This window comes from uncultured Parvibaculum sp. (genome assembly GCF_963975745.1).
In the GTDB taxonomy this organism is placed as follows: domain Bacteria; phylum Pseudomonadota; class Alphaproteobacteria; order Parvibaculales; family Parvibaculaceae; genus Parvibaculum.
This window is the reverse complement of sequence record NZ_CAXBIB010000014.1, coordinates 12023-27175: the sequence shown is the minus strand read 5'-3', so window position 1 is coordinate 27175 and position 15153 is coordinate 12023. Positions and strand designations below refer to the sequence as shown.

The 15153-nt window shown below is 64.8% G+C and carries 13 protein-coding genes and 1 tRNA gene; 9 read left to right on the top strand and 5 right to left on the bottom strand.

Translation table 11 applies throughout. From position 1 onward, the window contains the following. Positions 1-298 precede the first annotated feature (298 nt). Positions 299-375, bottom strand: a tRNA-Arg gene (locus AAC071_RS11995). An 87-nt stretch (positions 376-462) separates the two neighbouring features. Further along, on the bottom strand, positions 463-1539 hold the full coding sequence (locus AAC071_RS11990; RefSeq protein WP_339832832.1) for a hypothetical protein: 1077 nt from the start codon (positions 1537-1539) through the stop codon (positions 463-465). Between the two features lie 94 nt (positions 1540-1633). Here AAC071_RS11990 and AAC071_RS11985 point away from each other — a divergent pair, with 94 nt between their 5' ends. Beyond that, on the top strand, positions 1634-2236 hold the full coding sequence (locus AAC071_RS11985) for a TetR family transcriptional regulator (RefSeq protein ID WP_339832830.1): 603 nt from the start codon (positions 1634-1636) through the stop codon (positions 2234-2236). A gap of 113 nt (positions 2237-2349) precedes the next feature. After that, on the top strand, positions 2350-2859 hold the full coding sequence (locus AAC071_RS11980; protein ID WP_339832828.1) for a PAS domain-containing protein: 510 nt from the start codon (positions 2350-2352) through the stop codon (positions 2857-2859). Between the two features lie 4 nt (positions 2860-2863). Here the strand turns inward: AAC071_RS11980 and AAC071_RS11975 are convergent, their stop codons facing one another. After that, positions 2864-3868 carry an ABC transporter ATP-binding protein gene (locus tag AAC071_RS11975; RefSeq protein ID WP_339832826.1) on the bottom strand — a complete coding sequence of 335 codons (1005 nt, stop codon included), beginning with the start codon at positions 3866-3868 and terminating at the stop codon, positions 2864-2866. Between the two features lie 171 nt (positions 3869-4039). On the opposite strand from AAC071_RS11975, the gene polA reads away from it, so the two are divergent. After that, positions 4040-6913: a DNA polymerase I gene (gene polA / locus AAC071_RS11970; RefSeq protein ID WP_339832914.1), complete on the top strand. Its 2874-nt coding sequence runs from the start codon at positions 4040-4042 to the stop codon at positions 6911-6913. Between the two features lie 98 nt (positions 6914-7011). Continuing rightward, complete coding sequence (locus AAC071_RS11965) at positions 7012-7263, top strand: hypothetical protein (protein WP_339832824.1); 252 nt, start codon at positions 7012-7014, stop codon at positions 7261-7263. A 77-nt stretch (positions 7264-7340) separates the two neighbouring features. On the opposite strand, the gene AAC071_RS11960 is transcribed toward AAC071_RS11965, so the two are convergent. Continuing rightward, complete coding sequence (locus tag AAC071_RS11960; RefSeq protein WP_339832822.1) at positions 7341-8954, bottom strand: phosphoenolpyruvate carboxykinase; 1614 nt, start codon at positions 8952-8954, stop codon at positions 7341-7343. Positions 8955-9283: 329 nt separating this feature from the next. Further along, entirely contained in the window at positions 9284-10774 is a 1491-nt protein-coding gene (locus AAC071_RS11955; RefSeq protein ID WP_339832820.1) for a M20 family peptidase, read from the bottom strand. A 310-nt stretch (positions 10775-11084) separates the two neighbouring features. Between AAC071_RS11955 and AAC071_RS11950 the strand changes: the two genes are divergently transcribed. The 5 genes from AAC071_RS11950 (at position 11085) to AAC071_RS11930 (ending at position 15019) form a co-directional block, all read left to right on the top strand. Then, positions 11085-11786 (top strand): response regulator transcription factor, encoded by a 702-nt coding sequence (locus AAC071_RS11950; protein WP_339832818.1) that lies wholly within the window; start codon positions 11085-11087, stop codon positions 11784-11786. 62 nt (positions 11787-11848) lie between these two features. Then, positions 11849-13654: a stimulus-sensing domain-containing protein gene (locus tag AAC071_RS11945; RefSeq protein WP_339832816.1), complete on the top strand. Its 1806-nt coding sequence runs from the start codon at positions 11849-11851 to the stop codon at positions 13652-13654. A 48-nt stretch (positions 13655-13702) separates the two neighbouring features. After that, positions 13703-14152 carry an aldolase gene (locus AAC071_RS11940; RefSeq protein ID WP_339832814.1) on the top strand — a complete coding sequence of 150 codons (450 nt, stop codon included), beginning with the start codon at positions 13703-13705 and terminating at the stop codon, positions 14150-14152. 163 nt (positions 14153-14315) lie between these two features. After that, entirely contained in the window at positions 14316-14723 is a 408-nt protein-coding gene (locus AAC071_RS11935) for a PTS sugar transporter subunit IIA (RefSeq protein ID WP_339832813.1), read from the top strand. Continuing rightward, positions 14720-15019: an HPr family phosphocarrier protein gene (locus tag AAC071_RS11930; RefSeq protein WP_339832812.1), complete on the top strand. Its 300-nt coding sequence runs from the start codon at positions 14720-14722 to the stop codon at positions 15017-15019. Before AAC071_RS11935 ends, AAC071_RS11930 begins: the two co-directional genes overlap by 4 nt. Positions 15020-15153 lie beyond the last annotated feature (134 nt).

The window sequence follows — 15153 nt, the reverse complement described above, 5'->3', positions numbered from 1 at the left end:
GCGCCCGCTGCCGCCGCGCCGCCCCCCGGGGACAAACCCGGGGATAACCCGGCCAATGCTCCGCATACGGAGCGATTTCCGGGGCTTTTGTGACAGTTTTGTGACAGTTGCGTGACAGAGGGGGGGTCTGCGCTGTCACAATGCTGTCGGATCGGCACTTGTCCCCGGGGGCCGGGCCCGGGGATAAACCCGGGGCAACCCCCGGCGATAAACCCGGCGATAAACCCGGGGATAAACCGCTCCCCCGGGCGGGGACAGAGCGGGGGCAGGTCGGGGGCCAGGTCGCGGGGCAGGGGGGTGGCGCACCCGAGAGGATTCGAACCTCTGACCTCTGCCTTCGGAGGGCAGCGCTCTATCCAGCTGAGCTACGGGTGCCATGACCGCCAGGGCGGTCGCCGGTGCGGGGCCGGGTCGGGCGCGCGCAAGGTAGAACAAAGCATCCCGCCTGACAATCGGGCGATTTCAGGCCTCCGCCCGCGTCAGCGCCACGCCCTCGGAAGCCAGCAGCGCCTCGAGCCGCGCCAGTCCCGCCGCGCTGAAGCCGCGCTCCGGCAGCGCCGCGCCGGGGCCGAGCGGCGCCGGCCCGAGCCCGGCCACGCGTTCCAGCGCATAAAGCGCGCCCACCGCGGTCAGATGCGACTGGCCCTGCGGATCGGCCAGCGCCGCGCGCCGCTGCACGCGCCGTCCGTCCTTCAGCCCCGCAACCTCGATGACGATCTCGTGTGCCGCGCCCGGTCCGGGCTTGGTCGCGGCGATGGCGCTCATGCCGGGCAGTTTCATCAGTATGCCCCATATCCCGAGCCGGATCAGCCGCCGCATCGTGCCGAGCGCGTTGCCCTTGTCGAGGCCGAGCCGCACGCCCACCTCCGCCGCGCCGCTCGCCAGCGCCGGCGTCACCACATCGCCCATGTTCATCCGGTAGACGGGGCGAGCCGCGCCGGAGGGAAAGCGCACCGTCTTCTCGCCGCTCAGCGGCGCCACGCGGCGCCATTCCCCGCCTACGCGCGCAACGAACGCTTGCGTCATGCCGTCGCCGGCGCTGGCCGAATCCGGGCCCATTTTATCGCCGGTATAATAAAGGATCGAGATGTCGATGCGCTCCACGCTGTCGAGCCCCTGCGTCAGCCCCCGCGCAATCAGCGCCGGCCCGCCGGCCATCCAGTGCGAGCTGAACAGCACCGGCGCGCGCAAGTCGAACAGCGCCGCCGTCGCCAGGCCGCGCGTCATCGCCTCCCAGCCGCGCGTCATGTCCATATAGCCGATGCCGCGCGCAATCGCGGCGCGCAGCAGGCGATCGTCCGTCTCGTGAACAAAAACGCCGACCGCATCGATGCCCTCGATCCCGTCCAGCGGCGCCGCGGCCGTCGCGTCGAGCGTCACGCCGCGTGCATTGCCGAGTTCGCGCGCCAGCCTTTCGGCTTCCGCCGCGCGCCGTCCGCCGATCAATATCTCGACATCGGGGTGGTGCCGGCGCATCAGGCGCGCCGTCTGCGCCCCCACCACGCCATAGCCGCCGGCCAGCAGAATGCGTTTCGTCATCGCGTCTCTCCCTTGCGCCTCGATGTCGCTCGCCGGGATATTGGTCATGTGACCAATTTTGTCAAGGCCGGGCGCCCGCGCTAGTCTCCCGGCCATGACGCAAAGCGCCCCCGCCACCGAAAAAGGCGCGACCCGCCGCGAGGCCATCCTCGAAGCGGCCACCGCCCTGCTGCTCGACGAAGGCTATGCGCGCTTTTCCGCGCGCGGCGTCGCCGCCCGTGCCGGTCTGCGCCTCAGCCATGTCCAGTATTACTTCCCGAATCCCGCAGAAATCCTTGCCGAATTGCTCGATCGCTTCGTCCAGCGCTACAGCGCCGAGATCCGCGCCCGCTTCGAGGCGCCCGGCAGCGGCGAGCAGCGCCTCCACCGCGCCCTCGATTTCCTTTTGAATGACGAGGCTTACCGCCGCGATTGCGGCATCTTCATGCTCGAAGTCGCCTCCTTCGCCGCCCGCAACCAGGCCATCGCCGAGGCGCTTTCGCGCTACTACGCGGTCTATCTCCAGGGCTTTGAAAACATTGTCAAAACGCTCAATCCGGCGCTGACGCCGCGCGAACGCGCGCGCCGCGCCCGTCAGGCCGTCGCCTTCATCGAAGGCATGGCGATGACACGGCCGCATATGGGCGCCACAGGCGAGGCCGATTTCAGCGCCCGCGAGGCAACCCGCGCCATTCTGCGCCTTGTCGCCGCGCCCTGAGCGGCCGTCTGCCGCCTTGGCGGGTCTCTCGAATCCGCCTATAGGAAGGGGCCGGCGAGTTCGGCCGGCGCGGGTTTTCTGCGCCGGGCCCCTGAGAAGAGTTCCGCGTTCCCATGTCGACCCAAGCGCCCGAAGCCCTGCGGCTCGCGCCTTTCGATGTCTTCATCGACCCGCTCCTGTCCCTTCAGGACGCCCGTCTCCGCGACATGCTGGCCTATTGGAACGGCAAGCGCGCCGGCCGGCCCTGTCCGGCCCGCGCCGATGTCAGCCCGGCCGACATTGTCAGCCATCTGCCCTCGGTTTTTCTGGTCGATGCGGCGCCCCCGGCGCTGGCGCTGGCGCATTTCCGCGTCCGCCTGATGGGCACGGCGCTCAACGAGCTTTTTTCGCGCGATTTCACCGGCCGCACGCTTGAAAGCGATATTTCGGAAAAACCGGCCGCCGCCATCGCCAAGGTGCTGGGCGTGGTCTGCCAGCTGCGCCGCCCGCTGCGCGTCTACGGCGCCGCGGTCTTTGCCAAGGCGGGCCCGGCGACCGAAATCGAGGCCGTGCTGCTGCCGCTCTCGGCCGGTTCGGGCGTCGACATGGTGATGGGCGAACTGGTCAAGCGCGCCTCCGCCTGAGCCCTCAATGCGGCGCGGTCAATTGCAGGAAAACGTCTTCAAGATCGGATTCCTCGGTCGAAATGTCGCCGATCTCGATGCCCGCAGCGCCGATCTGCCCGAGGATCGCCATCACGCCGGTTTCGGCCGGATTATACTGGATCGCCAGCGCGCCATCCGGCCGGATCTCGGCCTTCAGCCCGGCCAGCGCCGCCGGCAGCGCCGCCACCGGCGCGGCCGGCCGCACGATCAGCTTCTTGTCGCTGATCCGCGCCAGCAATTGCTCCTTCGGTTCGCAGCAGACCACCTCGCCCCGGTCGATGATGGCGATGGTGTCGCACAGCGCCTCGGCCTCTTCGAGGTAATGCGTGGTCAGCACGATGGTCGTGCCGCGCGCATGCAGCCCCTTCACATAGTCCCAGAGCTGGCGCCGGAGCTCGATATCGACGCCGGCCGTCGGCTCGTCGAGGATCAGCACCGGCGGGTTGTGCACCATCGCCTTGGCAACCAGCAGCCGCCGGCGCATGCCACCCGACAGCGTGCGCGCATAGGCATCCGCCTTGTCCTCGAGCCCCATGGCCGCGAGGATTTCCATGGTGCGGCGTTCGCGCTTCGGTACGCCGTAGAGCCCGGCCTGCATCTCCAGCACTTCGGCCGGCGTGAAAAAGGGATCGATATTGAGTTCCTGCGGCACCACGCCGATCGAGGCGCGGGCCTGGCGCGGATTGACATCGATATCGAAACCCCAGACGGAGGCCGCGCCCGATGTCTTGATGACAAGTCCGGCCAGGATGTTGATGAAGGTCGATTTGCCGGCACCGTTCGGCCCCAGCAGCGCGAAGATCGAACCGCGCGGGATCGCCAGATCGATCCCCTTCAGCGCTTCCTTGGCCGGCTGGTTGCCGCTGGCCTTGTAGACCTTTCGCAAGGTCCGGGCCTCGATGGCAAAGCGTCCTGCCTTCTGGGGCGCCGGTTCGGCGGGCATGCGGGTCTCGACGGGCGGATTGTTGTCGGCAAGCGAATGGGCCATGAAGAGGGCTCTTTTTCGGGCTCTGATGCGGGTTCTGTTGCGGGGCGGCGAACGCGTTATAGTGGCGTCCCGCCGGACGGCGGAGGGCAAGCATAGGCCTCATAGATAGGGAAGGCGAGGCGCGTGGCAAGCGGCAAGGCACAAAAGAAAACCGATGGGCCGGGCAGGCCGCTGAAAAAGGGCGACCATCTCTTTCTGGTCGACGGTTCGGGCTATATCTTCCGCGCCTATCACGCATTGCCGCCGCTGACGCGCAAATCCGACGGCCTGCCGGTCGGTGCCGTCGCCGGCTTCTGCAACATGCTCTACAAGCTGATCGAGGACACAAAGGACGAATTCGAGCCGACGCATCTCGCCGTCATTTTCGATGCTTCCTCGAAGACCTTCCGCAACGACATCTATCCCGAATACAAGGCCAACCGCGCCGAACCGCCCGAGGATCTGCGGCCGCAATTCGCGCTGGTTCGCGACGCGACCCGCGCCTTCGGCGTGCCCTCGATCGAGATGCTGGGTTACGAGGCCGACGATCTGATCGCCACTTATGCGCGGCTGGCGCGCGAGGCCGGCGCCCGTGTCACCATCGTCTCCTCCGACAAGGATCTGATGCAGCTGGTCAACGATCATGTCGACATGCTCGACACGATGAAGCTGAAAACGATCGCGCGCGACCAGGTCATCGAGAAATTCGGCGTCCCGCCCGAAAAGGTCGTCGATGTCCAGGCGCTGGCCGGCGATTCGACCGACAATGTGCCCGGCGTCCCCGGCATCGGCGTCAAGACGGCGGCGCAACTGATCGAGGAGTATGGCGATCTCGAAACGCTGCTGTCCCGTGCCGCGGAAATCAAGCAGCCGAAACGGCGCGAAAATCTGATCGCATTCGCCGAACAGGCGCGCATTTCGCGAAGACTGGTCGAGCTTGACGACAATGTGCCGGTCGATATCGATCTCGACACGATGGAAGTTCGCGATCCCGATCCCGAAACCCTGATCGGCTTCTGCAAGGACATGGAGTTCAACACATTGACGCGCCGCGTCGGCGAGCGTTTCAATCTCGATGTCGATGCGATTCCGGCGGCCGGTGCGCACCCGCCCCAGGCCGAAGTGGATGCGGACGAGACCGGAAAGGAAAAACAGGTCGCAACGCGCGGCGCCCGCGGCGGCGTTCCCGGCGCAACGCCGAAGGGTATCGATGCCGACTTCGCCGAGGCGAAATACACGGCGGTGACGGCGCTCGCCGATCTCGAAAGCTGGGTCGCCCGCGCGCGCCAACAGGGCTATGTCGCCGTCGACACCGAAACGGACTCGCTGGATGCAATGCAGGCCCGCCTTGTCGGCGTGTCGATGGCGCTGACCCCCGGTGAGGCCTGCTACATGCCGCTGCAGCACGGCGCCGGCGATGGTCTCGACTTTACCGATGCCGGCGGACAGCAGCAGATCCCGCTGAAGGAAGCGGTGAAGGCGCTGAAGCCGCTGCTTGAAGATCCGGCGGTGCTGAAGATCGGCCAGAATCTCAAATTCGACATGACTGTCTTCCGCCAGCACGGCATCGCGCTGGCACCGGTCGACGACACGATGCTGATGTCCTATGCCCTCGACGCCGGCGTCCATGGTCACGGCATGGACGAGCTTTCCGAGCTCCATCTCGGTCACAAGCCGATCCCATTTTCCGAAGTTGCCGGCAAGGGCAAGGCGCAGATCACGTTCGACCGCGTACCGGTCGACAAGGCCGTCGCCTATGCGGCCGAAGACGCCGATGTCACCTTGCGTCTCTGGCACATCCTGAAGCCGCGTCTCGTCGCCGAGCATCGCATGACGGTCTACGAAACGCTGGAGCGGCCGCTGGTCCCGGTCATCGTCGAAATGGAGCGCGCCGGCGTCAAGGTCGACAAGGCGGTACTGGCGCGTCTGTCGGCGGACTTCGCGCAGAAGATGGCCCGTTTCGAGGACGAGATCTACACGCTGGCCGGCGAGCGCTTCAACATCGGCTCGCCCAAGCAGCTTGGTGAGATCCTGTTCGACAAACAGGGTCTCGACGGGGGGCGCAAGACCAAGACGGGCGCCTGGTCGACCGATGCCGAGATGCTGGAGGCGCTGGCGGCACAGGGTCACGAACTGCCCCGTGCGGTGCTCGACTGGCGCGGCCTCGCCAAGCTCAAGAGCACCTACACCGATGCCTTGCCCGCGTTCATCGACAGGGATACCGGCCGCATCCACACCTCCTATTCGCTGGCCGCAACATCGACCGGCCGCCTCGCCTCGACCGAACCGAACTTGCAGAACATCCCGGTCCGCACCGAGGACGGCCGCAAGATCCGCACCGCCTTTGTTGCCGAAGAAGGAAACCTGCTGATCTCGGCCGACTACAGTCAGATCGAATTGCGGCTGCTGGCACATATCGCCGACATTGAGGCATTGAAAAAGGCCTTTGCCGACGGACTCGACATTCATGCGATGACGGCATCCGAAATGTTCTCGGTGCCGCTGAAGGACATGGACCCCGGCATCCGCCGCCGCGCCAAGGCGATCAATTTTGGCATCATCTACGGCATCTCGGCCTTTGGTCTCGCCAACCAGCTCGGCATTTCGCGCCAGGAGGCGGGCGACTACATCGCGCGTTACTTCGAACGCTTTCCCGGCATCCGCGCCTATATGGACGACACCAAGGACTTCGCCCACCGGAACGGCTATGTCGAAACCATTTTCGGTCGCCGCATTCACTTACCGCAGATCAATTCGAAGAATCCGGCCGAAAAGAGCTTCATGGAACGCGCTGCCATCAACGCGCCGATTCAAGGGTCCGCCGCCGACATCATCCGCCGCGCGATGATCCGCATGCCGGACGCGCTCGCAAAGGCAAATCTCTCGGGCCGCATGCTGCTGCAGGTGCATGACGAACTGATCTTCGAAGCACCGGAAAAGGAAGCCGAAAAGACCTGCAAGGAAGTTGCGAAAGTGATGTCGGCTGCCGCTGCGCCGGCCGTTGCGCTTTCCGTGCCGCTCGACGTCGATGCACGCGCCGCCAGAAACTGGGACGAGGCGCATTAGACAGATGACCGTTCTGGTCCATTTTTGCCGCATTTTAGGTCTACACGGTTCAACACGGCCGGAAACGGCGATCCACGCAACAAACGGAGGGCCGCGCGATGCCGAACAGAAAGAATGAATCCGGAAAGGTGACCGAAGCCTTGAAGGAAAGTTTTCCCGCTTCCGACGCGCCGGCGTTGAACAGCGACAAGGCGACTCCCGAGTCCGATGCGAAGCGCGCCGAACGCAAGGCGGAAAACGCGGCGGACGAGGAGAAGATCGACGAAGCGCTTGACGAGAGTTTCCCGGCGTCGGATCCACCTGCATGGACCGGCACGCATGCCGGTGACGGACACAATCCGCGCAAGTAGCGGCGTCGCCGCACTATCGAAGTGAAAAAGCCCGGAGGTTTCCCTCCGGGCTTTGCCGTTTCATATGAAGTGCGTACTTACTCGGCAGCGCGGACGGCGGCCGGCGCGGCGGCGCGGACATCCGGATCGACATGCGCTTCGAACTTGGCGAAATTGTCGATGAACATCCTGACGAGTTTCTGTGCCTGCGCGTCATAGGCGGTCTTGTCGTCCCAGGTCTCGCGCGGGTTGAGAATCCTGTCGTCGACACCCGGCACGCTGACCGGCACTTCGAAACCGAAATTCGGATCGGTGCGGAAGGAAACGCCGTTGAGCGATCCGTCAAGCGCCGCTGCAAGCAGGGCGCGCGTCGCCTTGATCGGCATGCGCGATCCGGTCCCGTAGACGCCGCCGGTCCAGCCGGTATTGACCAGCCAGCACGAAACCTTGTGCTCGGCGATGAGGTCGCGCAGCAGATTGCCGTATGCGGTCGGATGACGCGACATGAAGGGCGCGCCGAAGCAGGTTGAGAAGGTCGCTTCCGGCTCCGTCACGCCCTTTTCGGTGCCGGCGACCTTCGCCGTATAACCCGACAGGAAGTGATACATGGCCTGGCTGGGCGTCAGACGCGCCACCGGCGGCAGCACGCTGAAGGCATCCGCCGTCAGCATGATGATGTTCTTCGGGTGCGGCGCACGGCCCGTGGCGCTGGCATTCGGTATGAAGGAGAGCGGATAGGCGCCACGGCTGTTCTCGGCAAGTGCCGCGCTGTCGAGATCTAGTTCGCGCGTATTCTCGTCCATCACCACGTTTTCGAGCACGGTGCCGAAACGCTGCGTCGTCGCATAGATTTCCGGCTCGGCCTCGGCCGACAGCTTGATCATCTTGGCATAGCAGCCGCCTTCGAAATTGAAGACGCCGTTTTCCGACCAGCCATGCTCGTCATCGCCGATCAGCGTGCGCGTGGCAACCGCCGAGAGCGTCGTCTTGCCGGTGCCCGAAAGACCGAAGAAAATCGCCGTGTCGCCCTCCGCGCCGACATTGGCCGAGCAATGCATCGGCATCACGCGCTTGGGCGGCAATTCGTAGTTGAGCATCGAGAAGACCGACTTCTTGATTTCGCCGGCATAGGAAGTGCCGCCGATCAGCACGATGCGCTTGTCGAAATTGCAGGCAATCACAGTGCCTGTCCGCACGCCGTATTTGGCGGGATCGGCCTCAAAGCTCGGCAGGTCGATGATGGTGAATTGCGGAATGAAATCGTCAAGCTCTTCGGGCTTCGGTTCGATCAGCAGGTTCTGGATGAAGAGCGAGTGCCAGGCGTATTCGGTAAAGACGCGGGTGGCGAGGCGGTGGGTGGTGTCGGCACCGCCGAAAAGGTCCTGAACGAAGAGTTCCTTGCCTTCGGCATGTTTCAGCATATCAGCATGGAGGAGGTCGAAGGCTTCCGGCGTCATCGACTTGTTGTTGTCCCACCAGACGGTCTTTTCGGTGGAAGCGTCGCGGACGATGAACTTGTCCTTGGCGGAGCGGCCGGTATGAACGCCGGTCTTGACGACGAAGGGCCCGTTGGCGGCCACATGGCCCTCGCCCCGTTTTATCGACTCTTCATAAAGAGAAGCGGGGCGGTAGTTCCAGTGCAGGGCGGCAAGATTCCTGAAGCCGTTCTTGTCGGCGCCATGACTGCTGATGTAAGGCCCGGTCTGTTTCACAATTCTCTCCTCGTGATCCCGAGAGGCCCCAGCGGGCCGTCTGGCTTGGTCGCGTCCCTGTCGCCCGTTGTCGGAAATCCCGCCGGGCCGATTGTCTTGCGCGGGCCTGGTCGGCGCGCGTCTGATCCGCCGGAAATTAGGGAAAGGCCGGGGCCAGCGGCCCCCGACTTTCTTCAGACGGTCGGAAATTCGGCGCCAACATACTGGCGGCCCCGGTCCGGCGCAACCGCTTTGCGGTCATCCGCAATGGCTGCGGCGAAGCGTCCCCGATGCCCGCCCGGGGGACGGGTTCTGCCGCAAAAAGCGGCAGTTTAACCCTGAAAACGGCGTTATTCGGCGGCGGACTCCATCGCCTCGATCAGCCGGACATAAAAGGCCACGGCCTCGCCCATGTTCGCGACCGATACCCGTTCATTGGTGCCGTGAAAGCGCGCCATGTCGTCGGGGCCCATGCGGATCGGAATGAACCGGAAGACATTGTCGGTAATCGGCAGGTAGTGACGGCTGTCGGTGCCGCCGACCACGAGATAGGGGGCGGTAATCGTGCCGGGAAAGCTTTCCCCGATAATCCGCGTCAGCAACCGGTACCCGTCGCCCTCGATGTTGGAGACTTGCGACGCCTCGCGAACGCCGGGCAGGGCTTCGATCGTCACCTCCGGATCGTCGACCGCCGCCTGCACATGGGCGATGACCTTCTCGGCATTGTCGCGCGGATGTATGCGAAAATTGACGACTGCACGCGCTTCCGGCGGCAACACGTTCTCCTTGTTGCCGCCTTCGATGATCGTTGGCGCGATCGTTGTCTGAAGCTGGGCGGCGCTTGTCGGACTCTTTTCCATCACGCCGCGCACCACGGGTTCGAACAGCCAGAGATTGGCATAGACCATGCGCTGCAGAAACGGCACGGCGGGGGCAAGCCCCTCGACCATGCCGCGCGTTGCGCCGTCGACGCGCGACTTGAACGGCGTGTTGCCGATCCGGTCGAGCGCGCGGGCGAGTCGTCCGATCGCGGTCTGCGCCGCGGGCGATGGCATCGAGGAATGGCCGCCGCGCGAATAGGCGACGATGTCGAGCGAGATCGAACCCTTTTCGGCGACACCGATCATGGCGACCGGCGCATTGACGCCCGGCAGCAGACCATGACCGATCACGCCGCCCTCATCCTTGACCCAGGCCAGCCGCACGCCGCGCTGCTGCAGCAGTTCGGCCAGCGCCTTGTTGCCGCGTGGGCCGCCAATTTCCTCGTCATGACCGAAGGCGAACATGATGGTGCGTGTCGGGCGGAACCCGCGCGCGGCCAGAAGTTCCGCTGCCTCCACCATGGCGATCAGCGAGCCCTTGTTGTCGATCGTGCCGCGCCCCCAGACATAACCATCGGCGATGACGCCCCCGAAGGGGGGGTGCTCCCATTGGTCTTCGGTTCCCGGCGCAATCGGCACGACGTCGATATGCGACATCATCAGCACGGGATCGAGCGACGTGTCCTGGCCTTGCCATGTATAGAAGAGTGTCTGGCCGCCGACGATTTCGCGGCTGCTGGCAGCCGTGAAGGCTGGATAGGTTGCGTCCATCCAGTTGCGAAAGCCGGTAAAGGCCGCCTCCGAGCGCGCGACGGCCGCGGGGTCGGCACCGCGCTGGTGGGAAATCGTCTCGAAACGGACGGCTTCGGCAAGATGCTGCGCCGCGCGTTCGGCATCGATGCTTGACGCCTCGCCGGCCGACCTCATATCGAGCGTCGGTATCATCAGCGTCCGCCCGACAACGATGACGATCAGCAGAACGACAAGGCCCGCAAGGCCGATGAGAATGCGTTTTGTCATGGTCCCCCCAGATAGTCCGCTTGCCGGAAGCCCGCGTTCCGCCACGTCCCTTCAATGACCGCGCCGCCCCGGCCTTGTCAAATCGGCCGATCCTGCCGGCAGCGCCGCACCCTGCCTTCCGGCCTATCACTTGAGCATTCAACCCCTTATACTGCCGCCACATTTTGGGCCAAAAGCGTCCCTATGCCTCGTCGCCGCTGGGCGGGCGGATCTGAGAGCGGGGTACGCGATGGAAGAGGTCCGGAACGAATTGAGCGGAAACGGTCCCGAAGCGAAAAAGGGCCGCGACCGTCAAAAGGGACAGGGGCAAATGCCGACCATTGCGCTGGTCGACGACGACCGCAACATTCTGACCTCGGTGAGCATCGCGCTTGAAGCCGAGGGATATCATGTCCAGACCTATACCGACGGGGCGGCGGCGCTGGCGGGCCTTGCCGCCAACCCGCCCGATGTCGCCGTCTTCGACATCAAGATGCCGCGCATGGATGGTATGGAACTTCTGCGCCGCCTGCGCCAGAAATCCGATCTGCCGGTGATCTTCCTGACATCGAAGGATGACGAGATCGACGAATTGTTCGGCCTGAAGATGGGCGCCGACGATTACATCACCAAGCCCTTCTCGCAACGGCTGCTGGTGGAGCGCGTCAAGGCAGTGCTGCGGCGCGTCAGCCCGAAGGCCGAGGGCGCGCCGCTCGAGGGCGCGGTCAATCAGGTGATGGAGCGTGGTTCGCTGCTGCTCGATCCCGAGCGCCACACCTGCACCTGGGGCGGCAAGCAGGTCGTGCTGACCGTCACCGAATTCCTGATCCTGCAGGCGCTGGCCCAGCGTCCTGGCTACGTCAAGAGCCGCGATGCCTTGATGGATGCGGCCTATGACGACCAGGTCTATGTCGACGACCGGACCATCGACAGCCATATCAAGCGCCTGCGCAAGAAGTTCAAGGAAGTCGACGACGATTTCGACGCCATCGAAACCCTGTATGGCGTCGGGTACCGCTATCGTGAGGCCTGAGGCCCGGCTGCGGCGCCAGCCTGCATAACCGTGCCGCGGCACGACAAGGCCAAAGAGATGTCATGGCGAGCCTGAGCGAGGACGAAGACGAGACCGGCGGGCGGATCGCGCCTGCCGCCTCGCCGCGCGCGGCGTCCGACGCCATGCTGGCCGACCGGCTGTCGGCATGGGTGGCGCGCCTGTTTGCGGCCTTTCGCGGCTTTCTGGCGCGCGGTCGCTTTTCGAGCCTGACGCGCCGCATCGTTGCCTTCAATGTTGCGGCGCTCTTCGTTCTGCTGACCGGCATCCTCTATCTCAACCAGTTTCGCGAAGGGTTGATCGATGCCCGCCGACAGAGCCTGCTGACACAGGCCGAAATCATTGCCGGTGCCATTGCCCAGGGCGCGACCTCGACGCAGGATGCCCAGGTGATCGACCCGCTTGCCGCCAATCGCATCGGCGCGGCGCGCCCGCCCGCCGACATCGAGACGGAAATGGCCGAACGGACATTACCGATCGTTCCGGAGAACGCCGCCCCGATTCTCCGCCGTCTGGTGCTGCCGACACAGACCCGCGCGCGCCTCTACGACAAGGAGGGCTGGCTGATCCTCGATTCGCGGCAGCTCTCGGCGTCCGGCCAGGTCGTCGCCTTCGAATTGCCGCCGCCGGAAGGTGCTGACGATCCAGGCTTTCTCGAAGGTATCGCCGACTGGATGCGGAGTCTGCTTCCGGGGCGCAATCTCGAGCGCTTCCGGGAGGCGGGAAGCCAGAACGGCACCATGTATGCCGAGGTCATCGGCGCATTGTCCGGAACGCCCTCGAGCATGGAGCGCGTCAATGATCGCGGCGAGCTGATCGTTTCGGTCGCCGTGCCGATCCAGCGCTATCGTGCGGTGCTCGGTGCCTTGATGCTTTCGACGCGAGGCGGCGATATCGATGCGATCGTACGTGCCGAACGGTTCGCCATCATGCAGGTCTTTCTGGTGGCGCTCGGCGTCACGATCCTGCTGTCGGTCGTGCTGGCCGGCACCATCGCCGAACCGGTGCGTCGCCTGGCACAGGCGGCCGAAATCGTTCGCCGGGGCAAGAACGCGCGTGCCCAGATTCCCGACTTCACCGGCCGCCGGGATGAAATCGGCGAATTGTCGGGGTCGCTGCGCGACATGACCAATGCGCTCTACAATCGCATCGATGCGATCGAGAGTTTCGCAGCCGACGTTGCTCATGAGTTGAAGAATCCGTTGACGTCGCTCCGCAGCGCCGTCGAAACCTTCCGGCTGGCGAAGGACGATGCAGCCAAGGAACGACTGATGCAGATCATCCAGGACGATGTACGGCGCATCGATCGTCTGATCAGCGACATTTCCAACGCCTCGCGGCTCGATGCCGAATTGTCGCGCGAGGAAATGGAGGATGTGAATGTCGTGACGCTGCTTGAGACGGTTTGCGATCTCTTCACCGAAACCGGCGTCGCCAGCCATGCACAGGTGGTGCTCAAGATCGATCCGGGCCCGCCGGGCCGCGAGCGCATGGTCGTGAAAGGCTTCGACATGCGTCTCGGTCAGGTTGTCCGCAACCTGGTCGACAATGCATTGTCCTTCAGTCCCGAAGGTAGCACGGTCCGGGTTTCCGCCGCGCGCGAGCGCAACCGGATTGTCATCCGGGTCGAGGATGAGGGGCCCGGCATTCCGCCCGACAGTTTCGAGCGCATCTTCGATCGCTTTCACACCGACCGGCCCGACAGTTTCGGCAAGCATTCCGGCCTCGGCCTGGCCATCTCGCGCCAGATCGTCGAGGTGCATGGCGGCCTCATCCATGCCGCCAATCTGATGGACGGCGAAACAATCCGCGGGGCGCAGTTCATCGTCGATCTGCCGGCCGCGGACTGATCGCCGATGTCCCCGCCCACCCTTCCGTCGAACGAAGACGCCATATACATGCATGGTACATGTGTGGCCTGCGGCACCCGCGCCCTGCTGCTGCGCGGGCCTTCGGGTGCCGGCAAGTCCGACCTGGCCTTCCGCCTGATCCGCACCGATCCGGCCGGCGAAACATGCCTTGTGGCCGATGATCAGGTCCGCCTTGTCCGCGACGGCGGCAGGCTCGTCGCCTCGGCGCCCGAAGCCCTCGCCGGCCTCATTGAACTGCGCGGTCTCGGTCTGGTGGCGGTGCCGGCTGTGGCACAGGGCCCTGTCGCGCTGATCGTCGATCTCGTGCCGCGCGACACCGTGCCGCGCCTGCCTGTGCCGCGCCACGAGGTGGTCGCCGGACTGTCGCTGCCGGTTCTGGCGTTCCATGCCTTTGACGCGACGACGCCGGAAAAGCTTCGTCTCGCGCTGGCGGCCATACCGGACAATGGTTTTCCCGGCGCCGATGGCCGGCTGTGACCGCACGTCTCCTCACCTGGAAAAAGCGTTGCCTCGATGCCGATTGTTGCATCGCAGCGCTTGTCATTGACGCCGGAATGAGGTCACGATACGCCCCTCGCAGGGGTGCGGTATCGCCGCCCCGCCCGCAGGGGCGGACGGGTTGCGGCAATGAGGGCGGTCGATGATCGGATTGGTACTTGTAACGCATGGTCAACTGGCCAGCCAGTTTGTCGCCGCTATGGAACATGTCGTGGGCGCCCAGGCGCAGGTGGCGGCCATCAGCATCGGTCCCGACGATGACATGGAGCAGCGCCGCAAGGACATTCTCAAGGCCGTTGCGGCGGCCGATTCCGGCGATGGCGTGATCCTGCTGACCGACATGTTCGGCGGCACGCCGTCCAATCTGGCGATTTCCGTCATGGACAAGGCGAAGGTCGAAGTGATCGCCGGCGTCAATCTGCCGATGCTGATCAAGCTGGCAAGTGTGCGCGAAACGGCGAGCCTCGGCGAGGCGGCCGATCAGGCGCAGGAATCGGGCCGCAAATACATTTCGATTGCGAGCCGCGTCCTGGCGGGCGAAGGCAAGTGACTGTCGAAAGCGGCGGGGCGGCGCGCCCCGCATCCCGGCTTGTCAATATCGTCAACACCCGCGGCCTTCATGCCCGCGCCTCGGCGAAATTCGTTCAGGTGGCCGAACGCTACGATGCCGACATTCGCGTCTCACGCGAAGGCTACACCGTCCCCGGCACCTCGATCATGGGTCTGATGATGCTGGCCGCCGCGCCCGGCTGCTGCATTCTGATCGAGGCCGAGGGCGCCGATGCCGAAGCGGCCCTCGATGCCCTCGAGGCCCTGGTTGCCGATGGTTTCGGCGAGCGCGACTGACGGGTCGGCGCCTGTTCCTGCAGCAGACGGACTGCACGCTGGTTGCCGGCCGGCCCGCTCGTCGGGTGATCGCCTCGGAAGATACATATAAAGATTTCTTTATATCGCTCTTGCCCCTGATGGCCGCCCTTGTT